Genomic DNA, 21546 nt, shown 5'->3' with positions numbered 1-21546 from the left:
GCCTCAGCGGCCCGGCGCCGCCCTCACACCTGCCGGACCCGGCCCGTGCTCGCGGTCCACCGCAGCCCGCCGCCCTCGAAGTCCGAGGCCCGCCCGCCGGGCACGTCGTACTCGTCGGAGACGGGGAACCCCAGCCCCGACCGCTCCCAGCCCCGGGACGCCCACGCCGTGCGGATCGCCCCGACGACGACGTGCGGGTCGGCGCCGGTGCGGCGGTAGACCGAACCGTGCTCGAAGTGCGTGTAGCCGCCCAGACCGCCGGGCAGGTCCGTCGTGTCGGCGGTGGGGAACCCCAGGGGGGAGTGCTCCCAGCCGACGGAGGCGTACTTGTCGCGGTGGCTGCCGCGCACGACGAAGGTCCCGATCCCGGGGTGGTGGTAGATCGACCCGCGCTCGTAGTGCCGGAACCGGCCGCCGCGCAGCGCGTCCCCCTCCGCGCTGGTCGGTGCGCCCAGCAGGGACGGGCCGTCGACGTCGGCGTAGCGGCGGTCCACGGGGGAGGCGGCCGCCATCCCGCGGGTCGTGGCCAGGCGCGCGGCGACGCGCTCGCGCAGGTCGTCCATGTGCGCGTACCCGACGTCACCGGGGCAGGCGGTGTACCCGAGGTCGCGGTGCGCGCTGATCCGCGCGACCTCCACGGTCCGGCCCGCGGCGTACCGCGAGGTCCCCCCGCCGGAGGAGGTCAGGGTGGTGCGCCCGCGGGCGTCCAGGCCGTGCAGCGCGAACTTCCACGCGATGACCGCGGCCACCGAGGCCAGGCACTCCTCGCTGGGGGCGACCCGGGAGAAGTCGCCCATCATCGAGACCCCGAACGTGCCGGAGTTGAACCCGCCGGTGTGCGCGCCGACGACCGGCCGGGACACCCCGCCGGCCCGGCCCTCCCAGATCCCGCCGAACCGGTCGACGACGACGTTGTAGCCGAGGTCGTCCCAGCCCAGCGCCTGCGTGTGGTACCGGTACATGCCCCGGATCACGGCGGGCACCTCGGCCCGGGAGTAGCGGCCCCCGTCGGCGGTGTGGTGGACGACGGCGGCGCGCAGGGTGCCGGCGACCGCGGCCCGGCCCCCGCGCAGCGACTCGTCGGCGCCCCACTGCGCGCGCGAGCGGACGACGGGGCCGTCGGCGGCGGCCTCGGCCGCGAGGGTCCGGGCCCCCCGGGCGGGGGCGTCGGCGGGGGCGTCGGCGGGGGCGTCGGCGGGGGCCTCGGTGGGGGCGTCGGCGGGGTCGGGGCCCGGGTCGACGACCGCGAGCCGGGTGCCCGCCGCGGCCGGGCGGGGCAGGCGGACGTCCACGACGGTCCCCGGCCCCAGCGGGCCCGTCCACAGCGGGTCGCTCGCGCCGTCCTCGAGGGTCAGCGCCGTCCACGGGCCGGCGGCCGTGCCCGGTCGGCGCACCCGGACCGCGGCCGCCGACGGCAGGGGACCGGTGAACGTGAGGCCGAGCATGCTGCCGCCGTCGACGGGCAGGGAGAGCACCGCGTCGTCGGTCGGGGAGCCGGTCGCCAGCAGCGAGCGGGTGGCCGGCAGCTCCAGGGAGCGGACCCCGCCGGCTCCCGTCAGCCGGCGCAGTCCACCGGTGGCCCCGGCGCCCGCCGGGACCGACGCGACGGCGGGGGCGGCGAAGGCGGCGCCGGCCACCGCGGCCAGGGTGCCGCCGGCGCCCCACAGGGCGGCGCGGCGGGACAGGGGCACACGGGAAGGCGTGGGCGAGGGCATGGGGTGGTGCGCTCCGTCCGTCGGGGTTGTGACGGAACGTAGATGATGTGTGCGCCTGTTGTAAATGAAGTGACGGGTGGTGCCTGTGTGACGTTCTCGTTACGGGAAGGCGGCCGTCTGCCCCCAGGGTGCCGGGGCGGGGCCGGTGGCGTCGACCCGTCCGCGGGGCCGGCCGGGCCGGGCCCGGGCGGAGACGACGCTGAGGACGAGGCCCGGCACGACGGGGACCGGGCGGCACCGCACCGGTCCGTGCGGGCCCGTAGGTGGCCTCCGGTGATCGCTCACGCGGGCGCCTCCTCCTGCGAGAGGGGCGACGCGGTGCGGGCGACGGCGTCCGCACCTCGTGCAGACCGGCCTGTCGGCGCACCGTCACCTGGCAGGGTGACGCCAGGCGGCGACTGCACCGGGCGTCGGCGCGTCGTCGTCAGGAGGTTCCCATGACCCGCCCGCCGTTGTTGTGGGAGCAGCACTGCTGCCTGCCCCTGACCCCGCAGGCCGACGTGGGTCAGCTGGCCCGCTACGCCCGCCCCGGCGGGGCGTTCGTCTCCGTCAACGTCGGCTACGCCCCCCACAGCGCCGACGACGTCCACGCGATCACCCGCAGCTGGCGGGACCGGCTGGACGCCGACCCGCGGTTCACCCCCGTCGCCACCGCGGCCGACGTCGACCGCGCCGCGGCACACGACCAGATCGCCATCGCCTTCGACCTGGAGGACTCCGCCCCGCTGCAGGGGCGCCTGGAACTCGTGCAGGCGTTCCACGACGCCGGGGTGCGGACGCTGCTGCCGACGTACAACACCCGCAACGCCGCCGGCGGCGGCTGCCTGGACGCCGTCGATGAGGGTTTGACGAGCTACGGGCACCAGCTGGTGGCGCAGATGAACCGCGTCGGGATGGTCGTGGACGGCTCGCACTGCGGGCGCCGCACCGGCCTGGAGCTGAGTGAGGCCACGAGCAGGCCGATGGTCTACAGCCACTCCTGCCTGGCCCCGGTGTGGGAGCACCCCCGCAACATCACCGACGAGCAGGCCCTGGCCTGCGCCGCCACCGGCGGGGTCGTCGGCATCACCGGGGTGGGGATCTTCCTCGGTCCCAACGACGCCTCCCTGCAGGCGCTGCTGAGGCACCTGGAGCACGCGGTGGAGCTGGTGGGACCCGAGCACGTCGGGGTGTCCACCGACTACCCCTTCGACGTGGAGGACTTCAACGCCGAGCTGACCTCGAACCCGCACCTGTTCCCCGAGTGCTACACCGGGTGGGGTCCCATCGACTTCGTCACGCCCGAGGAGCTGCTGACGGTGGGTTCGGCGCTGCGGGGCCGGGGGTACCCGCAGGAGGTGGTGCGCGCGGTCCTGGGCGGCAACTTCCGGCGCATCGCCCGGGGCGGCTGGACCGCGAGCCGCCGCTGACGTCGACGGCTGCTCAGTTGCCGGTCCACAGGACGAGGTGGTTCATGCCGCTGCGGAGCCGGTCGGTGCAGCCGAGGACGCGGTCGGCGCTGGGTCACAGCACCACGCGCGCCTGGTCCAGGGACCAGGTGCAGCCGGTGGCCCAGGTGTCGATGCGGGAGCAGTCGAGTTGCTGCAGCAGCCAGGGTCACGGTCCCCGGTGACGGTGGCGTCGTCTCGCCACAGCTCCAGGTGGCGCAAGTGTCCACATTACACGTTACCGCCGTTGCGGCTCGTACTGCATCGTCCGCGGTTCGTGAGCACGTCGCTGGCGATCCTCCACGGACGGGGGAGGAGTTCGGCGGTTTCCGGTGGGACGGTGACCGGTCAACCATCGCTGTCATCGGCCGCCCGGCGACGAGGGACGTGCGCCTCGAGCTCGAAGTGGCGGCGCAGGTAGTCATCGAACTGCGGGACGGTGAACGCTGCGTAACCCAGTCTGGGGCTGTAGATCAGCCCGCGTCGAATGAGGGCGTCCCGGGTCTGGCCGACCGGTGCTGAACTGCTGAGGCCCAGGGCGGTGGCGATGTCCCCACTGGCCTGTTCGTGCGAGCCTAGCTCGGCCATCGCCCGCAGGTACCGGCGTTGCGCGGTCGGCAAACGGTCGGTGCGGAACGTGAAAAACCCCCGGTCGAGCCACTCGCGGACCATGGGTCCGGCCCGCAGTGCGTCGTCCTCGGTGATGCGATCACCGGATGCCAGTCGCCAGAGGTGGTCACCGAAGACTTGCAGGAAGAACGGGTAGCCCTCGGTGAAGCGGACCGCCTCGCTGAGAGCGGCGTCGGCGATCGCCACACCCTCGTCCGCGGCTGGCTCAGCCAGCGCTCGCTTCGCATCCGCCTCGGTCAGTGCGCCGACCGTGCGGGTTTCGAACATGCGCTCCGAGTACGTGGCGGCCTCCGCCAGTACTCCTCGGGTCTGGGGCAGTCCCGCTGCCACGATCGTCAGCGGAAGATCCCGTTGTGCGACCTTGTGGAGTCCGGCGACCAGCGCACCCAGCGGTTCGATCGGCGCGAACTGCAGCTCGTCGAACATGAGCGTGACTCCCCGCTGGTGTTCTGCGGCCGCTGAACCGAGTGCCAGGAGCAACTCGGTCACGTCACGCGCTGGGTCACCACTCGCCGGCAGGGCGTCGCCGACATCGGCTGTCGGCAACGACACGCTCAGTCCGGCGATCTCATAGCTGATCTCCATGCTGCGCAGGATCGCCCCCGCCCGCCGGGTCGCTCTGGTCCACCTACTGGGTGGCGACAACTCGAGAAGTGCCTGGTGGGCCACTCGGGCGAGGGTCGCCAGGAGGTCTCCTCGAGCGGTGAGTTCGTGCTCGACGACCACCCAGTCCCGACGGACCGCCTCTTGTCCGAAGGTGTTCAGCAGCACCGTCTTCCCGACTCCACGCAATCCCACGATGAGGGTGCACTGCGCGGCGCGTCCCCGCTCCAGTCGCTGCAGTCGGGCCCGGAAGTCCTGCAACTCCTGATCTCGTCCGCTGAGCAGGGCAGGACGTTGGCCTGCTCCCGGCGTGTACGGGTTGGTCACCGGGTCGAGCGCCACCCGTACAGCATTGCAGCCTTTTCGGAGCTTTACCAGCGAAACGCAAAGCTCGGTAAAGTCCGCAAGAGGTGGTGGTCGACGATGGACCGACGAAGCTCTGCTGCGGGCGGGGTGCTCGTCACCAGCCGTCGGGTGGGTCTCTGACCGGTCGCGCGGGGACCTCACTCTCGAAGTCCGGGGACCGCCCCGGGTCGTGACGCCCGCGACCGGTCCCTCGGTCCCGCGCTCACGCGCACCCCGTCTCCCAGACCGGGTCCGGCTGGGGTCGCGGGGCGGCGGGCCGGACCTGGCGCACCCACCCCTCGCAGGGCAGCTCGATCACGGCGTAGTCCCCGACCTGCTCCACCGCGACCCCCGGCTGCCCGCGCAGGGCGGCCAGGGTCGCCTCCTTGCCCGGCAGCGGGGCCGCGGAGGAACCGCGGGTGGTGTCGACCAGGACCCACCGCGCCCGGGTGCTGTGGTCGTAGGACCACATCCGCACCCGCAGCCGGGACACCAGGTAGGGGCCGGTGTCGTTGTCGGCGGCCACCGTCGCGCCGTCGGGGATGCGCGCCGCCGCGGTCTGCACCCGCCGGTCCACGTCCGCCGTCCACGCCTGCGCCGGCCGGGGCAGGGGCGGGTGGGCCAGCAGCGCCGCGACGGCCGTGCCCACCGCGCAGGTCAGGGCCGCCGGGCGCACCCACGCGCGCGCCCGGCCCGGCCGCGGGGTGCGCCGGCCGAGCACGTCGAGCAGCGCGAGGCTGACCACCGGCATCAGCACCAGGTCGTAGTGCAGGTGGGGCGACCAGTAGCTGGGGTTGCTCGAGGCCAGCCGCCACAGCAGCGTCGGCACCACCAGCACCGCCAACGGGGACCGCACCCACACCACGCCGCCGGTGAGCAGGAGCAGCACCAGCAGGACCGCCGTGTCGCCCGCGCGGGCGGCGAGCGGGGTGTCGGCGGTGGCGGTGGTGCCGGTGAGGAACCCCAGGAACGGCACGGTGTGCTGGGGGTTGAACCAGACGACGGTGCCGACCCCGACCAGGCCACCGGCCACGCCGAGGACCGCGGTGCGCACCGCCCAGGCCCGCCGCCCCTGCCACCACAGCACCAGGGCGACGGCGCAGACGGTGGCCCCCAGGTCCTCCTTGACCAGCACCAGGGGGACCGCGGCCCAGAACGCGAGGCGGGGCCGGTGCTCCAGCAGCGCCGTGCAGACCACCGCCAGCGCGGGCGCGGCGAAGGCGACCTCGTGGACGTCGAAGCGGGCGGCGCCGACGACGCCGTAGGAGGCGGCGAAGGCCACGACGGCCGCCGCCGCGGCCGGGGGCGGCAGACGCCGGGTCGCGGCGGTCGCGACGACGGCGACCGCGCCGGCCAGGAGCAGCGCCTGGGTCAGGACCAGGCTGCGCGGGTCGGGCCACAGCCACCAGCCGGGGGCGAACAGGACGGTGACGGGGCTGAAGTGCTCCTGCAGCAGCAGGTAGCCCGGCCCGCGCACGTCCGAGACCGGGCCGGTGCCGCTCGCCCAGCCCCGCGCGGCCTGGGCGAAGATGCCGAGGTCGTAGGAGCCGACCCGCCCACCCCGGTAGCGCAGCAGGCCGAGGGCGGCGTAGGCGAGGAAGGCCACCAGCCCCCACCCGGTGCACACGGCGACGGCGCGGACCCGTGGCGGGGCCGGGGCCCGGCCCGTCCGGGGTGCCCGGACGGGCTGGTGGTCCACGCGAGCAGGCTAGGGGCCCCGGACCGCGGTTCCGGGCGGGGCGCACCGGACCGGGGATTCCGGCACCGCGGCCGGTGCTTCCTGCCAGGCTGTCGGGCATGGCCGTCACCGAGGGACCGCACCAGGAGCCGGACGCGGCGTCGCCCCCGGACGCGGCGTCGCCCCCGGACGAGGTGCCGGCCCCGGACGGTGCCGGCCGGACGGCGCTGGCCGCCCTGCTGGAGCTGGCCGCCGTCCTCATCTCCGCCGACTCGGTGACCGCGCTCGCCGCGCAGGTGCCGGGGATCGCGCAGACGGCGCTGGGGGCCGACATCGTCCTGCTGGCCGTCACCGACCCCCAGTCCGAGGAGCTGGTGCACCTGACCACCACCGGCCTGGACCCCGGGCTGGCCCGGCAGTGGGCCGTGCTGCCGATGTCGTCGTCCTCCCCGCCCACCGACGCCGCCCGCGGGCACACCCTCGTCTTCGAGGACGCCGCCGACGTGATCCGCGCCTACCCGCACCTGCGGGAGCAGATCGAGGCCATCGGCTACCGGGCCATGGTCCACTTCCCCCTGCGCACCAGCGACGACACCGTCGGCGCCCTCGGCCTGGCCTGGCGCCGCCCGCACCGGTTCGGCGACCGGGAGCGGGAGGTGATGCAGGCGCTGACCGCGTTCACCGCGCAGGCGGTGGCCCGGCTGCGGCTGTACGAGCGCCAGCGCCGCACCGCCGAGGTGCTGCAGCGCTCGCTGCTGCCGACCCTGCCGCCGGTCCCGCACCTGCAGGTGCAGGCCCGCTACGTCCCGGCCGGCACCGGAGAGCAGGTCGGCGGGGACTGGTACGACATCACCGTCCCCGCCGACGGGGTGCCCAACGTGGTCATCGGCGACGTCGCCGGTCACGACATCGACGCCGCCGCGGCCATGGGGCAGTTGCGCGGGCTGCTGCGCGCCTTCGTCTGGGACCGTCCCGAACCGGTCGAGGCGGTCGTCGCGCGCCTCGAGCGCGCCGTCGCCGGGCTGGCGCTGCACCTGCACGCCAGCCTCCTGCTGGCCCGCGTCCACTGGACCGCCGACGCGGACCGTGCCGACGGCGCGGACACCCCCGCGAACGCCGACGCCGACGACGCCGACGCCGCCGACGACGCCGACGCGGTCGGCACGCTCGTCTGGACCAACGCCGGGCACCCCCCGCCGGTGCTGCTGCACCCCGACGGGTCCACCCAGGTCCTGCGCACCCCGGCCGAGCTGATCGTCGGGGTCGACCCCGGCACCGACCGCAGCGGCCACCGGGAGGTGCTGCGTGCCGGGACGACGGTGTTCCTGGTCACCGACGGCCTCATCGAGTCCCGCCGGCGCGACCTGGACGAGGGCATCGAGGCGTTGTGCGCCGGCATCCGCACCCACCGGCACCTGCCGCTGGAGCAGCTGTGCGACCGGCTGGTCCAGGACCTGGCCGGGTCCTGCCCCGAGGACGACTGCGCCCTACTGGCCCTGCACGTCACCGACCCGCGGCCGTGAGGTCAGGCGGGCCGGACCACGGCGTGCGGCGGGCCGGCCGGTGCCGCCGGGGGTGGGACGACCACGGTCCCCGGGCCCAGCACCCCCGGGCCCGGTGCGGGGCCGGGGTCGACCCGCGGGGCCGGGGGGACGGGTGGGGCCGGCACGTGCAGGGGGGCGCGGAACCGCGCCCACGGGCCCGCGCTCGCCCCGGGGTCGGTGGCCACCCGGGGGGCCGGTGGCTGAGCGGTCGGGCCGGCCGCGAGGCAGGCCGAGACCGCGAGCAGACCGGTCACGCCGGTCACGCCGGTCAGCACGGCCGCGGTGCGGCGGGGGTGGTCCACGGGGCTCCTCGCGTCGTACGGGTGGTGCCCCCATCGGCAGGTGGCCCGGCCGCCTTGAGCCGGGTGGCCCTCAGCCCGCGGCGCCCGGCCCCTGCCGCACGTAGAGCCTGACGCTGAACGCGCGCTTCTCCTCGGTGGAGACGAGCTGGTAGTCCTGGTTCAGCAGGCGCCTGACCTCGCGGTCCTCGGCCGTCTTGGTGACGACCGGGCCGACGCCGCCGATGACCCAGATCCGGTCCACGCCCGCGACCCGCTCCCACAGGTGCGGGGCCGGCACGGTCGTGCCGACGAGGGTCGCGGACTGCGCCGCCGTCCGCTCCAGGGCGATGTCGTCCAGCCGCGCGAACGCCTCCGGGTACAGCTGCGTCAGGACGCGGTAGCGGTACTCGCCGTCGGGCAGGAACAGCAGCCCGTCACCGGGGCGGGCGTGCGCGGCGACGTAGGTCGCCGTGCCCCGCAGGTCCTCGGCGTGCCCGATGGTGGGGGAGCGGAAGACGAACTGCATGTGCAGCCCCGTCACCGTCATCACCGCCACGAGCAGCCCCGCCAGCGCCGCGCCCACCCGCGGGCGCAGCCGGACGGTGACGACGGCGGCGATCGCCAGGCAGGTGCCGGGGGCGACGAAGACGAGGTAGCGGGTCGTCCAGAACGGCGTGACCTGCGAGATCGTCCACAGCAGCGGCCAGGGCAGAACCCCCCACAGCAGGCCGACGAGCACGAGCCGGCGGGCCCGCCCCCACCGCACCGCGGCGGCCACGGCCAGCGCCGCGACGGCGACCGCGACCGGCGAGGAGCCCAGGGCGAACAGGACGTGGCTGCCGAGCTCGCCCGGGGTGGGGCGCTGCAGGAAGGCGACCTGCCCGCTCTGGGCGTTCTGGGCCAGCAGCAGCGGGACCGAGGCCAGCAGCCCGGCGCCGGCGGCCGCGGCGGCGCGCACGGACGTGCGCCGTCCCGCGGCCAGCGCCCACCCGGCCTGCGGCAGGAGGACGAGCGCGGCGACGGTGTTCAGCGCGACGAGCACCGGGACCGAGACCGCGTAGGCCACCCACCAGCGCCGCCCGCCGGTGCCGGTCCCGGCCCGGACGAGGAGGTAGGTGCCGAGGGTGGCCACGAGCGTGGCCAGCGCGTAGGGGCGGGCCTCCTGCGCGTACCGGCTGACGAAGGGCATCGAGACGAACAGCGCGGCCGCGGTGGCCCCGGTGAGCCGGGCGGTGCCCGGCCCCACGGCACCCGCGGCACCGGCGGCACCCGCGGCGAGGCGGCGGCCGAGGCCGTAGAGCACCGGGGCGGTCAGGGCGGCGGCCACGACGGAGATCCACCGGGCCTGGACGACGTCGACGTCGGTCCCGAACAGCGCGTGGGCCAGGAAGTAGAAGGGGGCGTGCACCAGGTCCACGCTCTGCACGAGCGCCCAGATCTGCTCCGTCGTGCGGGCGGCGACGGCGATCGTGACCGCCTCGTCCCGCCACGGGCTCGGCGTGCCGAGCCGCCAGGAGAACACCACCGCCGCCACGACCGTCGCCACGACGCCGGCGAGGAGGTCGATCCGCCTCCCGGCCGGGCGCGGGGTCCCCGGGGCCGAGCCCTGGACCTCACCGGGACGGTGACGCGCCGCCGGGACGTCAGCCACGGCCGGGGCGTCGGGGCGGGTGTGCGTGCTCGACAGGGTGACCTCTCAGGTCGAGGGGGCGGACGGGGCGGCTCGTCGCGTCAGATCGGCAGCTTGCGGAACACCGGCGCCGGCACGTGCCGCAGCGCCGACATCACCCAGCGCATCGGCTCGGGGGCCCAGACCGTCTCCTTGCCGGTGCGCACCGCGTCGACGGCCACCTCGGCGACCTGCTCGGCCGAGACCGACAGCGGGGCCTTGTCCAGCCCCTGCGTCATCTTCGTGGTGACGAAACCGGGGCGCACCACGACGACCCGCACCCCGCTGGGCCGCAGGGCCTCGCGCAGGCCGGTGAAGAAGGCGTCGAACCCGGCCTTGGAGGAGCCGTAGACGAAGTTGGACCGGCGCGCGCGTTCCCCGGCGACGCTGGACAGCGCGACGAGGACGCCGTGGCCCTGGGCCCGCAGGCGGGTGGCCAGGTGCACGCCGAGGTTGACGGGGGCGGTGTAGTTGACGGTGGCGACGTCGACGGCGGCGCGGGCGTCCTGCCAGGACACCTCGTTGTCGCCCAGCACGCCGAAGGCCAGGACGGTCACGTCGACGTCACCGGCGGCGAAGGCCTCCTCCAGCACCCCCTCGTGCGCGGCCAGGTCGGTGGCCTCGAAGTCGACGGTGCGCACCCGGTGCCCCCGGCGGTGCAGCCGGGCGACGGCCTCCTCGCGGCGCGAGCCCGGCCGGGCGGCCAGGGTGACCTGCAGCGGACGCTCGGGGCTGAGCCGTTCCACGATGGCCAGACCGATGTCGGAGGTGCCCCCGAGCAGGAGGACGGAGGCGGGGTTCCCGAGGGCGTCGATCACGGGTCTCGACCCTAGCAACGCCGGGCGGGCACCCCCGGCGGACGAGCCCCGCGGCGGCGCGATCGTGAGCCGACCGTGACCCGCCGCGTGACCGGCGACGTGGCCCGCCGCTGCGGGGGTGCCCCCCGTGGTCCGCGCCGCCGGACGGGACCGGTACCGGGCCCCGGTAGCCTCCTGCGGTGCCCCGCCCCCGTTCCCGGACCGTCCGCGCCCGGTCCGTGCGCAGGCCGTGAGCGGGGTCCTCACCGGCTTCGTCGTCGTCGCCACGCTCATCGCCGTCGGGTACGTCCTGGGCCGCACGGGCGTCCTGGGGCCCACCGGCCAGGTCGTGGTGTCCCGGCTGGTGTTCTTCGTCGGGTCCCCGGCCCTGCTCGTGCAGACCCTCGCCGGCGCCGACGTGCAGGTCCTGCTGTCGGCCCAGCTCCTGGTCACCGGTGCCGGGGTGCTCGTGGCGCTGGGGCTGTGGCTGGTCCTGGCGCGGTGGCGGTTGCGGCTGGGGCGCGACGAGCTCGTCATCGGCGGCCTGAGCAGTTCGTTCGTCAACGCCGCGAACATCGGCCTGCCCGTCGCGGCGTACGTGTTGCAGGACCTGACCGCCGTGTTGCCGGCGATGCTGCTGCAGATGGTCGTCCTGACCCCGATCGCGCTCGGCGTCCTGGACGTCGGCCGGCACCGCGGGGGACCCAGTGCGCGCCGTCTGCTGGCCCCGCTGGCCAACCCCGTCCTGCTGGCCAGCGCCGTGGGCATCGTGCTGTCGGTGACGGGGTGGCCGGTGCCGACCGCGCTGGCCCAGCCCCTGGAGCTGCTGGCCGGGTTCGCCATCCCCGGCGCCCTGGTGGCGTTCGGGATCTCCCTGCACGGACGCAGCACCCACGGCTGGCGCCGGCCCGAGGTGCTGCTGTCCAGCGCCCTGAAGGCGTTCGTGCAGCCGGGCGTCACCTACCTGGTGGCGCGGTTCGCGCTGGGGCTGGACGAGCAGTCCGTGTTCGCCGCGACGGTCGTGGCGGCCCTGCCCACGGCGCAGAACGTCTTCACCTTCGCGGTCCGCTACGGCGTCGGGCGCGACCTGGCCCGCGACACCGTGCTGGTGACGACGGTCCTGGTCGTGCCCGTGCTGCTGCTCGTCAGCGTGCTGCTCCCGCACTGACCCCCGCCGCACCGACCCCCGCCGCACCGACCCGCGGTGGCGGACGGTCAGCGGCGCCAGGCCTCCCACGCGCTGGTCACGATGTCGTGCAGGTCCTTCGTCGCGCTCCACCCCAGCGTGGAGGTGATGCGCTCCACGTCGGCGACGAGCTGCGGCGGGTCCCCGGCGCGGCGGGCGTGCACGACGGGGTCGACGTCGACGCCGGTGACGGCGCGGACCTCGGCGAGCACCTCCAGCACCGAGGCGCCGGCGCCGGTGCCGACGTTGAACGTGTCGTAGGGGCGCTCGTCGGTGGCGAGGTGGTCCAGGGCCGCCAGGTGCGCCTGCGCCAGGTCCAGGACGTGGACGTAGTCGCGGATGCAGGTGCCGTCGGGGGTGGGGTAGTCGTCGCCGAACACCGCGGGCGCCTGCCCGGCGTCCAGGGCGGAGAAGACGATGGGGATGAGGTTCATGACGGCGGAGTCGCCCAGGTCGTCCCAGCCGGCGCCGGCGACGTTGAAGTAGCGCAGGTTCGCCGCGCGCAGCCCCCACGCCGTCCCGGCGGCCCGGGTCATCCACTCGCCCACGAGCTTCGTCTGGCCGTAGGGGTTGATCGGCTCGGCCGGGCCGTCCTCGCGCACGACCGGCGAGTCCGGTGCGCCGTAGGTGGCCGCGGAGGAGGAGAAGACGAGCTTGCCGACCCCGGCGGTCTCCATGGCCTGCAGCAGGTTCGCCGTGCCGCCGACGTTCTGCGACCAGTACCGCGCGGGCCGGGCCACCGACTCCCCGACCTGCTTGCGGGCGGCGAAGTGGACGACGGCGTCGACGCCGTGCTCGGTGAAGGCCCGCTCCAGGGCCGGGACGGCGGCGTCGGTGCCGAGGTCGACCTCGACCACGGCCGCCCCACCGACCCGTTCGACCCGCCCGTTGGACAGGTCGTCGACCACGACGACCTCGGTGCCGCGCTGCTGCAGCAGCCGCACCACGTGGGACCCGATGTAGCCGGCACCGCCCGTCACGAGAACGCTCATGGCTGCGACCGTACTGGAGCGCCGGTCCCCGCCGCTGTGGCAGCCTGCCCGGTGTGCTGAGACTGACCAACACCGTCCAGCCCTACGCCTGGGGCTCGACGACGGCCATCCCGCGGCTGCTGGGCCGCGCGCCGGACGGCCGGCCGCAGGCGGAGCTGTGGCTCGGCGCCCACGCGGGGGCGCCGTCGCTGGCGGACGGGGTCCGGCTGGACGAGCGCATCGCCGCGGCGCCCGTCGAGTTCCTGGGGCCCGACGGCGGGGACCGGCTCGGGTTCCTGCTCAAGGTGCTCGCGGCGGGGGCGCCGCTGTCGTTGCAGGCCCACCCGGACAGCGCGACCGCGCAGCGCCGGTACGCGCAGGAGGAGGCCGACGGGGTCCCGGCCGACGCGCCCCACCGCCTCTACAAGGACGACTCGCACAAGCCCGAGCTGCTGTACGCCCTGGAACCGTTCGCCGCGATGGCCGGGTTCCGGTCCCCGGCCGCGGCGCACGACCTGCTGGCCGGGCTGGAGCTGCCCGCCCTGCCGCCGGACGCGCGCGACCTCCACGACGAGCTGCTGGACGTGCTCGCCGGGCCCGACGCGCCGGGCGCGCTGAAGGAGGCCACGCGGCTGCTGCTGACGGCGCCCGCCGAGGCCGTCGCCCCGCTCGTGGAGGCCGTCGCGACGGCGTGCGCGGACTCCGAGGACCCCTCGGCGCAGTGCGTGGTGGACCTGTCCGGGCACTACCCGGGCGATGCGGGGGTGCTCGTCTCGGTGCTGCTGAACCAGGTGCGCCTGGCCCCGGGGGAGGCGCTGTACCTGCCCGCGGGCAACGTGCACGCCTACCTGTCGGGCACGGGCGTGGAGCTCATGGCCAGCTCCGACAACGTGCTGCGCGGCGGGCTGACGCCCAAGCACGTCGACGTGCCCGAACTGCTCGACGTGCTCGACTTCCGCGAGCTGCCGCCGCCGCTGCTGGCGCCCCTGCCGTCCTCCGACCCCGACGAGCAGGTGTTCTGCCCCCTGCCCGACTTCGCCCTCACCGTGCTCACCCTCGGGTCCGGGCGCCGCTGGGACGAGCACGTCCCGCGGGCCGTGCTCGTCCTGGAGGGGACCCTCACGCTGTCCTCGGCCGCGGGGACGCTGGAGCTGGAGCAGGGCCAGGCGGCGTTCGTCACGGCCGCCGAGCACCCGCTGACGCTGAGCGGGTCAGGTCGACTCGTCGCCGCGTCCCCCGGGACGCCCCGCCGCTGATCCTGCGCGTGAGCAGGAAGAGCACCACCCCGACCGCGAGCAGGGCGGCCCCGCGCAGCCACACACCGGCCTCCTGCTGGGTCAGCAGCCCCAGGCAGGCCAGCACGCCCAGGACCGGCAGGGCGGTCGGGGCGCGGAAGTGCTCGTGCCGCACCCGGTCCCGGCGCAGCACGAGGACGGCGACGTTCGTGCTGACGAAGACGAACAGCAGGAGCAGCACCACGGTCGCGGCCAGCGTGGCGAGGTCCCCGGTGAGGACGAGGGCCATCGAGACGAGCGTCGTGACGACGATCGCCACCCACGGCGTGCGCCGGCCCGGCAGCACGCGCGCCAGGACCGGCGGCAGCAGCCCCTCGGTGGCCATCCCGTAGGTCAGCCGGCTGCACATGATCGCCGTCAGCAGGGCGCCGTTGGCGACCGCGATGAGGGCGATGAGGGAGTACACCCAGCCGGGCAGGCCGACGTCGGCGACCCGGACCACCTCCAGCAGCGGCCCGTCCGACCCGGCGATCTGCGCGGGGGCGACGGCGGTGGACACGGCCAGGCCGACGAGGACGTAGACGACCCCGGCGACGGCGAGCCCGCCGAACAGGGCCCGCGGGTACGTGCGGCTCGGCTCCACGGCCTCCTCGGCGACGTTGGCCGACGTCTCGAACCCGACGAAGGAGTAGAACGCCAGGACGGCCGCGGCGAGGATCCCGGCGACGGGGGAGTGGTCGGGGGAGAACTCCAGGACGCGGCCCGGTGACCCCTCCCCGCGGCCGAGGACCACCGCGGCGAGGGCGACGACGAGCAGCAGCCCCCCGACCTCGATCACGGTCATGACGACGTTGGCGCGCAGGGAGTCCTTGATGCCGCGGGCGTTCAGCAGCGCCACGAGCACGAGGAACACCAGCGCGGCGGGCAGGGCCGGCACGTCGAGCAGGGCGCCGAGGTAGTCGCCGGAGAACGCCAGCGCGAGCCCGGCGACGCTCGTCACGCCCGCGGCCAGCATCGAGAAACCGACTGGAGCCGGCGCTCAGCGCCGGAGGAACGAGACGAGCGGGCGGCCGAACGCGCGCTGCGCGAAGACCGCCGCCCCACCCGCCTTCGGGTACTTCGTGACGAGCTCGGCGTAGGAGGAGGCCGTCAGCAGGGCCAGGACGAGGGCGAGGGCCAGCGGGATCCAGATCGCCCCGCCCACCTCCCCGGCGAGTTCCCCGACGAGGGCGTAGATGCCCGCGCCGAGGACGTCGCCGAGGATGAACAGGAACAGCAGCTTGCCGGTGATCGCCCGGCGCAGGGGGGTGCCGGCCGGCGCCGACGTCGCAGTGCTCACCCAGGGCGACTACCCCGCGTCGGGCGTCACAACCGTCCCGGGTTCCGTGGCGGGGTCCGTGGCGGGCGGGGCGGGCTGCTGCGCCGTCGCCGGGCGCGGCTGGTCCGCCCGGCCCGGCTGGCCCGTGAGGTTGCGCAGCAGTTCGGTGACGTCCACACCGGTCGTGCGCTTGACCACCTCCAGGGTCTCCGTGAGGTTCGAGCCCACCTGCCGCGACAGCTGGGAGGCACCGTCGGTGGAGATGACGGTGAGGTCGGCGATCGCCGACATCGGCGCGGCCAGTTCGTGGGCGACCCGGGGCAGGGCGTCGACGACCATCTGGGCGACGGCGGCCTCGCCGTACTGCTCGAACGCCTCGGCCCGCAGCCGCATCGTCTCCGCCTCGGCCTCCCCGCGGGCCCGGATGGCCGCACCCTCGGCCTCGCCCTCCAGGCGGGTCGCGTTGGCCAGCGCGGTGCGCCGGTCCAGCTCGGCCTGACCGGCGACGCGGACGCGCTGGGCGTCGGCCTCGGAGGCCAGTTTGATGCGGTTCGCCTCCGCGGTCGCGGACAGTTCGACGCGGCGGGCGTCGGCCTCGGCGTTGGCGATGTCGGAGGCCTTCTTCGCCTCGGCCTCGTAGATCTCCGAGTTCCGGCGCGCCTGGGCCTGCTGCTCGGCGTCGTAGCGGCGGGCGTCGGCGGGTTTGCGCACCTCGGTGTCGAGCTGGCGCTCGGTGAGCGCGGCCTGGCGTTCGGCGACGCGTTCCTGCTCCAGGAGGACCTCCTGGTCCCGGGCGGCCTTGGCCAGCACCCCGGCCGCGGCGGCGCGGGCCTGCGCGGTGTCGGTCTCGGCCTTGAACTCGGCCTGGCGCAGGTGCAGGTCGCGGGTGGCGCCGGAGATCTTCTCCTGGGCGCGGGCCTCGGCCTGCTGGGACTCCTGCTGGGAGTTCGCCTCGGCGATCGCGGCGTTCTGGGCGGCGATGGCGGCCTCGGGCCGTCCCAGGTCCCGCAGGTAGTTCACGTCGTCGGTGACGTCCTGGATCTGGAACGTGTCCAGCACCAGCCCCTGGTTCGTGAGCGAGGTCTCGGCCTCCTCGGCGACGCGGGAGGCGAACGCGGCCCGGTCGCGGATGATCTCGTCGACCGTCAGCGTCCCGACGATGGACCGCAGCGAACCGGCCAGGACCTCCTGGGTGAACGACTCGATCTCGTCCTGCTGGTGCAGGAACCGTTGCGCCGCAGCGCGCACGGAGTCCTCGGTGCCGCCGACCTTGATGATGGCGACGCCGTCGAGGTTCAGCCGGATGCCCTTGGCCGAGACCGCGCCGCGGATCTGCACCGAGATGCGCCGGGAGGCCAGCGACAGCGTGTAGGCCTGCTGCACGAACGGCAGCACGAACACCCCGCCGCCCATGACGACCTTCTGGCCGGACAGGTCGGTGGAGACCTTGCCCGTCTCGGGGTTCGTGACCGGCTGGCCCTTCTTCCCCGTGATGATGAACGCCTCGCTGGGGCCGGCGATGCGGTACCGGCGCACGACGGCGACGGCCAGCAGCAGCACGACGACGACGGCTGCGGCCACCAGGATGACGGCAGGGGTCAGGAACTCCACGACGGTCCTCTCCTCAGGGTTCGACTCGGTTCAGGGGAGCGGTTCCACCCGCACGGCGGTCGCGGACACCTCGGCGACGACCACGACCTCGGCGCCGCGGACGAGGGGGGAGTCGCTGACGGCGCTGCGCTTGACCGTCGTCCCGTGCAGGCGCAGGTTCACCTCCCCGAACGACCCGGGGCGCGCGGCCGGGGTGGTGACGTGGCCGCGCGCGCCCAGGATCGAGACGTGGGTCTCGGGTTCCTCCCGGCGCAGGGTGCGGACGAGCCCGCCGACCCCGGCCATCGTCGCCAGCCCCACGCCCGCCCCGAAACCCGTGGCCTGCAGCGTGGTCCAGCCGAACGAGGTCTGCGCGAGGGTGGCGGCGAGGCCGAACAGGGCGAGGCCGCCGGACAGGGAGGTGAGGGACAGGAACCCCCCGGCCAGGTCCAGGTCGAACGCCTCGAAGACGCCGTCGAAGACGAACGACAGCAGGCAGACCGCGAAACCCAGGACCGCGAGCACGACGAACACCGTCACGCCGATCCCGTGCACGACAACATCGGACTGCGCAGGCACTCCCGACCACCCCTGACCCGGACCCTACAGGGTCCGTGTCCCCGGTCCGGTGGTCCTAGGCGGCCGGGCGCGTGCGCAGGGTGGCCGTGGTGCGCTCGGAGGTCACGACCCGCTCGGCCAGCGCGTCCAGGTCGGGGGTCAGGACCACCGACCCGGCCCGCGCCCACGCCGCCAGCGGGCCGCGCACCACGTCGTCGGGACCGGCATCGGTGAGCAGGCGCACCCCCACCGGCCAGTCCGCGCCGAGGTCCTGCGCCCGCGCGAGCAGCCCGCCGTGGGTCAGGGCGGGCTCCTCCAGGGCGGGGTCCTCCGGCCCCGGGTCGGCCAGCGCGACGTGCGTGTCGCCGTACCCCGTCACGACGCGGGCGTAGTCGAGGACGCCGGGGGGCAGGTCGGCACCGAAGCTCGTCGCCAGCGGGGCGAGGGAGACGGCCACGCGATCCTGGGTCGTGCTGCGCCGCAGCGTCTCCACCGATGAGGACACGAGCACGTCCGCGGCCCCGTCGGCGCCGTGGCGCACCGCGGCCCCCGTCGACCACGCCGCGAGCTGGAACACCGGCGTGCGCCAGTGGGTCGGCAGGTCCAGGGCCACCACGGAGCCGGGACCGACCTCGAACTCCTCCTCCAGGAGGTTGGCCGTCTTGGCCACCCACGTCGCCAGCACCCGCGCCGACAGCTCGACGCGCTCCCCGGAGGAGGCGTGGTCGGCGGCGTACCAGGTCAGCCGCGGCACGGTCGGGTCGTCGTCCAGGAGGCGGCGCAGCACGGGGAGCACGCCGTCACCGTACGCGGGGTGGGTCAGGGGGCGGGGGGTGGTGCGGCGCCCCGCTCGGCGACCGCACGCAGGTGCGCGGCACGCTCCCGCAGCAGCCGGCGCAGGTACGGCCCGGCCACCAGCCGAACGGCCAGCGCGCCGAGGGGCCCACCGGGCAGGGCCACCTCCACCCGGTCCGTCATCCGGGTCCCCGCCGGCGTCGCGGTGAACAGGTGCTCGTGGCGCAGCCGGCGGAAGGGGCCGCGCACCTGCTCGTCGACGACGCGGTGCGGGCGCTCGGCGACGCTCACCCGGCTCGTCATCGTCCACCGGACCCCGAGGTGGCGGGCGGTGAACGTCACCTCGTCCCCGGCGCGCAGGACCCGCCGCCCCGTGCTCGTCGTCGCGCTCTCCCCGCTGCCGGACAACGAGTCCGCGTGCACGTCCACGTCCAGGACGAGGTCGTGCAGCACCTGCGGCGGGGCGGCCACGTCCGTCACGACGACGATCACGTCCCGAGTGTGCCGGTAGGTTCTCCCGGCGTGAGCAGCACCGGGAGCACCGCCGCGGGAACCCTTCTGACGCGGGTCCCCGTCGTCCTGGCCGCCGCCGTCGCCGCGCTCACCGCCGTCGCGGTCCCGCTCGTGCTGCTGGACCTGTGGACCCCGCCCGTCGCGCTGCCCGTGGGGCTCGTCGTCGCCGTCCTGGCCGGGCGCCTGGCCTGGGGCACCCCCGTCGTGGCCGCCGGGTGGTGGTCGGCCGGCGGCAGCGCCGCGATCGCGCTCGGTGCCGGCGCGTGGGCCGCCCTCACCCACGCCGAGCACGTCGTCCTGCGCCGCGACGCCGGGTCGGTGGCCCTCTACGCCCACCACCTCGCCACCCGCCACGGCCTGCCCGTCGACGCCTCCGTCCCCGCCCTCGGCGGGGCCGCGGCGCTCGCCGACCCGAACCTCACCCTCGCCTCCCCGGCCTTCTACGAGGTCGGCGACCACGTCGTCCCGCAGTTCCTCCTCGGCGCCCCCGCGCTGTACTCCCTGGGGGACTGGGCCGGCGGGTGGACGGGGATGTTCGTCGTGCCCGGGGTCCTCGGCGCCTTCGGCGTCCTGGCCGTCGCCGGGTTCACCGCCCGCGTCGTCGGCCCCCGCTGGGCGCCGCTGGCCGCGGCCGTCCTCGCCCTCGCCCAGCCCGTCCTGCACGCCAACCGCTCCACCTACTCCGAACCGCCCGCGCTGCTCGTCCTGTTCGGGGCCGCCGCCCTGCTCGTCGCGCTGCTGCCCGCCACCGGCCGGGCCGCGGCCCGCCTCGGCCTCGGCGCCGGGCTCCTCGTCGGCGCGTGCGGGTTCGTCCGCATCGACTTCCTGCGCGAGGTCGCCGTCCTCGTCCCCGTCCTGGCCGTCCTGCTCGTCGTCCGCCACCCCGGCGCCCGCGCGCTGCTGGCCGGGACGGCGCTCGCCTCGGCGCTCGCCGTCGCCGCCGCGCTGCTCACCTCCCGGCCCTACCTGGGGACGATCTCCGGCTCGCTGCTGCCGCTCGTCGCCGGGCTGGTGGTCCTCGCGGTCGCGAGCGCCGTCGTGGTGCGGCTGGCCCGCCGCGGCGTCCTGGCCCGGCAGGGGTGGCTGAGGAGCGAGCGGCTGCCGACGGTGCTGGCCGTGGTGCTCGGCGTGGTGCTCGCCGGGCTGGCGAGCCGGCCGCTGTGGCTGGTGGTGCGCCAGGACCCGGAGGACTCCGGCAGCAAGCTCGTCGCGGGACTGCAACTGGCGCAGGGGCTCCCAGTCGACGGGGGCCGCACCTACGCCGAGCACTCGGTCGACTGGATCGCCTGGTACCTGGGCTGGCCCGCGGTCGCCCTGGCCGGGGCGGCGGCCGTCGTCGCGCTGCCGCGGGTGGTGCGGGGCGTGCAGGGGCGGGGTGCGCTGCCGGCGTGGACGGCCCCGTACGTCGCGGCGCTCGGCTCGACGCTGCTGACCCTGTACCGCCCCGGCATCACCCCCGACCACCCGTGGGCCGACCGCCGGTTCGTCGTCGTCGTGCTGCCCGCCGTCGTGGTCCTGTCCGTCGCGGCCTGCCGGTGGGTCGTCGTGCGGTACTCCGCCCCGGGGCAGCGGCTGACGGGGTTGCGCGTCGTCGTCGCCGTCGTCCTGCTCCTCGGGCCCGCCGCGTGGGGCACCCTGCCCGTCGCCACCCAGCGCACCGAGGTCGGCCAGCCCGCCGCCGTCGCCCGCGCCTGCGCGAGCTTCGCCCCCGGTGACGTCGCCCTCGCCGTCGACCCCCGCTCGCGCAACGAGTGGCCGCAGCTGCTGCGCGGCACGTGCGACGTGCCGTCCGCCTCCCTCGTCGTGCCGACCGGCCAGGGACGGCCCGGGACGCCGGAGTACTGGCAGGTGCTGCGCGCGGCGGTGGACCGGCAGTCCGAGCGCGTCCGCGCGGCCGGGGGGACCCCCGTGCTCGTCGCCGCGGGCGGTGACACCGACCCCGTCGAGGTGCTGACCCGCCTGGGAGTGCAGGACCCGCGCGTCGTCGTGAGCCTGCGCACCAGCGAGGACGAGCGCGTGCTGACGCGGCGCCCGGACGGGGTGCAGCGGATCGACGTCCGGCTCGTCACCGGAGTCGCCCCCCGACCCGCCCTGCAGTGACTCAGGGTGAGCGCGGTGAGGGCGGACGGCGGTAGGTCGCGTCGGGCTCGCGCTCCTCGTTGCCGTCGCCGTCGCCGCTGGCGACGAGGTGGAAGCCGTGCCGCTCGTAGAGGCGGCGGGCTCCGACGTTGCGCTGGAAGACGTGCAGCAGCAGCGCTCCGCCGACGGCGTCCCGCCGGGCGGTGACGTGCCCGAGCAGGAGCGTCCCGATCCCGCGGCCCCAGGCGCGGGGGGCGACGTACAGGTGCTGCAGCCACGCGTCCTCGACCGCCGCGAACCCCAGCACCACGCCGTCGTCGTCGCGGGCCAGGTGCACCTCCTGCCGGGCGAGCACGACGTCGGCGATGAACGCGCGGGTCTCCTCCTCGGTGTGCAGGTGCGGCAGGTACCGCATCGTGGCGCGGGCGGCGAGGAACACGTCGGCGACGGCGGGGGCGTCGGCGGGGGTCGCGGGGACGATGCGGGGCACGGGGCCATCGTCGAGGACCTCGCCGTCGGCGCCCACAGGTTTCCCGCGGTCTCTCCTGGTGGGTGGACCGCGGGGACGGGGTGGGTGGGACCACCGGTGGGTGTCCCGATCCGGTCGCCCGG

At 75.6% G+C, this 21546-nt stretch carries 17 protein-coding genes and 1 pseudogene; 5 read left to right on the top strand and 13 right to left on the bottom strand.

Annotated features, from left to right (window positions below; translation table 11 throughout):
- Window positions 1–23: 23 nt before the first annotated feature.
- Window positions 24–1691 (bottom strand): N-acetylmuramoyl-L-alanine amidase, encoded by a 1668-nt coding sequence (locus tag AB2L27_RS12750; protein ID WP_370441848.1) that lies wholly within the window; start codon window positions 1689–1691, stop codon window positions 24–26.
- Window positions 1692–2152: 461 nt separating this feature from the next.
- Here AB2L27_RS12750 and AB2L27_RS12745 point away from each other — a divergent pair, with 461 nt between their 5' ends.
- Window positions 2153–3124, top strand: a complete 972-nt coding sequence (locus AB2L27_RS12745) for a dipeptidase (RefSeq protein ID WP_370441847.1) — start codon at window positions 2153–2155, stop codon at window positions 3122–3124.
- A 366-nt stretch (window positions 3125–3490) separates the two neighbouring features.
- On the opposite strand, the gene AB2L27_RS12740 is transcribed toward AB2L27_RS12745, so the two are convergent.
- Window positions 3491–4717, bottom strand: a complete 1227-nt coding sequence (locus AB2L27_RS12740; RefSeq protein ID WP_370441846.1) for an AAA family ATPase — start codon at window positions 4715–4717, stop codon at window positions 3491–3493.
- 226 nt (window positions 4718–4943) lie between these two features.
- Window positions 4944–6419, bottom strand: a complete 1476-nt coding sequence (locus AB2L27_RS12735) for a DUF2079 domain-containing protein (RefSeq protein WP_370441845.1) — start codon at window positions 6417–6419, stop codon at window positions 4944–4946.
- 98 nt (window positions 6420–6517) lie between these two features.
- Between AB2L27_RS12735 and AB2L27_RS12730 the strand changes: the two genes are divergently transcribed.
- Window positions 6518–7921 (top strand): PP2C family protein-serine/threonine phosphatase, encoded by a 1404-nt coding sequence (locus AB2L27_RS12730; RefSeq protein WP_370441844.1) that lies wholly within the window; start codon window positions 6518–6520, stop codon window positions 7919–7921.
- 2 nt (window positions 7922–7923) lie between these two features.
- Here the strand turns inward: AB2L27_RS12730 and AB2L27_RS12725 are convergent, their stop codons facing one another.
- The 3 genes from AB2L27_RS12725 to AB2L27_RS12715 form a co-directional block, all read right to left on the bottom strand.
- Window positions 7924–8244 carry a hypothetical protein gene (locus AB2L27_RS12725; RefSeq protein WP_370441843.1) on the bottom strand — a complete coding sequence of 107 codons (321 nt, stop codon included), beginning with the start codon at window positions 8242–8244 and terminating at the stop codon, window positions 7924–7926.
- Window positions 8245–8314: 70 nt separating this feature from the next.
- Entirely contained in the window at window positions 8315–9874 is a 1560-nt protein-coding gene (locus AB2L27_RS12720; protein WP_370441842.1) for a glycosyltransferase family 39 protein, read from the bottom strand.
- Window positions 9875–9954: 80 nt separating this feature from the next.
- Window positions 9955–10710 (bottom strand): decaprenylphospho-beta-D-erythro-pentofuranosid-2-ulose 2-reductase, encoded by a 756-nt coding sequence (locus tag AB2L27_RS12715; protein WP_370441841.1) that lies wholly within the window; start codon window positions 10708–10710, stop codon window positions 9955–9957.
- A 229-nt stretch (window positions 10711–10939) separates the two neighbouring features.
- On the opposite strand from AB2L27_RS12715, the gene AB2L27_RS12710 reads away from it, so the two are divergent.
- Window positions 10940–11857 carry an AEC family transporter gene (locus tag AB2L27_RS12710; RefSeq protein WP_370441840.1) on the top strand — a complete coding sequence of 306 codons (918 nt, stop codon included), beginning with the start codon at window positions 10940–10942 and terminating at the stop codon, window positions 11855–11857.
- Between the two features lie 47 nt (window positions 11858–11904).
- On the opposite strand, the gene galE is transcribed toward AB2L27_RS12710, so the two are convergent.
- Window positions 11905–12867 (bottom strand): UDP-glucose 4-epimerase GalE, encoded by a 963-nt coding sequence (galE, locus tag AB2L27_RS12705; RefSeq protein WP_370441839.1) that lies wholly within the window; start codon window positions 12865–12867, stop codon window positions 11905–11907.
- A gap of 53 nt (window positions 12868–12920) precedes the next feature.
- Between galE and manA the strand changes: the two genes are divergently transcribed.
- Window positions 12921–14102 carry a mannose-6-phosphate isomerase, class I gene (manA, locus tag AB2L27_RS12700; RefSeq protein ID WP_370441838.1) on the top strand — a complete coding sequence of 394 codons (1182 nt, stop codon included), beginning with the start codon at window positions 12921–12923 and terminating at the stop codon, window positions 14100–14102.
- Here manA and AB2L27_RS12695 read toward each other — a convergent pair.
- The 5 genes and pseudogenes from AB2L27_RS12695 to AB2L27_RS12675 form a co-directional block, all read right to left on the bottom strand.
- Window positions 14023–15420: pseudogene (locus AB2L27_RS12695) on the bottom strand (APC family permease). The gene manA and the pseudogene AB2L27_RS12695 sit on opposite strands and share 80 nt — an antisense overlap.
- A gap of 9 nt (window positions 15421–15429) precedes the next feature.
- Window positions 15430–17001, bottom strand: a complete 1572-nt coding sequence (locus AB2L27_RS12690; RefSeq protein ID WP_370441877.1) for a flotillin family protein — start codon at window positions 16999–17001, stop codon at window positions 15430–15432.
- A gap of 39 nt (window positions 17002–17040) precedes the next feature.
- A complete protein-coding gene (locus AB2L27_RS12685; protein WP_370441837.1) occupies window positions 17041–17544 on the bottom strand; it encodes a hypothetical protein in 504 nt (167 codons plus the stop codon).
- A gap of 79 nt (window positions 17545–17623) precedes the next feature.
- Window positions 17624–18343 carry a TIGR03089 family protein gene (locus AB2L27_RS12680; protein WP_370441836.1) on the bottom strand — a complete coding sequence of 240 codons (720 nt, stop codon included), beginning with the start codon at window positions 18341–18343 and terminating at the stop codon, window positions 17624–17626.
- Window positions 18344–18366: 23 nt separating this feature from the next.
- Window positions 18367–18834 (bottom strand): SRPBCC family protein, encoded by a 468-nt coding sequence (locus AB2L27_RS12675; RefSeq protein ID WP_370441835.1) that lies wholly within the window; start codon window positions 18832–18834, stop codon window positions 18367–18369.
- 30 nt (window positions 18835–18864) lie between these two features.
- Here AB2L27_RS12675 and AB2L27_RS12670 point away from each other — a divergent pair, with 30 nt between their 5' ends.
- Window positions 18865–20955, top strand: coding sequence for a hypothetical protein (locus AB2L27_RS12670; protein ID WP_370441834.1), 2091 nt, complete (start codon window positions 18865–18867; stop codon window positions 20953–20955).
- Between the two features lies 1 nt (window position 20956).
- Here the strand turns inward: AB2L27_RS12670 and AB2L27_RS12665 are convergent, their stop codons facing one another.
- Window positions 20957–21424 (bottom strand): GNAT family N-acetyltransferase, encoded by a 468-nt coding sequence (locus tag AB2L27_RS12665; RefSeq protein WP_370441833.1) that lies wholly within the window; start codon window positions 21422–21424, stop codon window positions 20957–20959.
- Between the last annotated feature and the right edge of the window lie 122 nt (window positions 21425–21546).

Origin of the sequence: Kineococcus halophytocola (genome assembly GCF_041276425.1) — a bacterium.
Classification (GTDB): Bacteria; Actinomycetota; Actinomycetes; order Actinomycetales; family Kineococcaceae; genus Kineococcus; species Kineococcus halophytocola.
Note: the sequence above shows the minus strand (reverse complement) of the source record. Positions and strands in the feature narration are given on the sequence as shown.

Excerpts from the sequence above, each read along its gene's own strand:
- AB2L27_RS12745 (WP_370441847.1), top strand. The coding sequence starts at position 2,153 with ATGACCCGCCCGCCGTTGTTGTGGGAGCAGCACTGCTGCCTGCCCCTG.
- AB2L27_RS12730 (WP_370441844.1), top strand. The coding sequence starts at position 6,518 with ATGGCCGTCACCGAGGGACCGCACCAGGAGCCGGACGCGGCGTCGCCC.
- galE (WP_370441839.1), bottom strand. The coding sequence starts at position 12,867 with ATGAGCGTTCTCGTGACGGGCGGTGCCGGCTACATCGGGTCCCACGTG.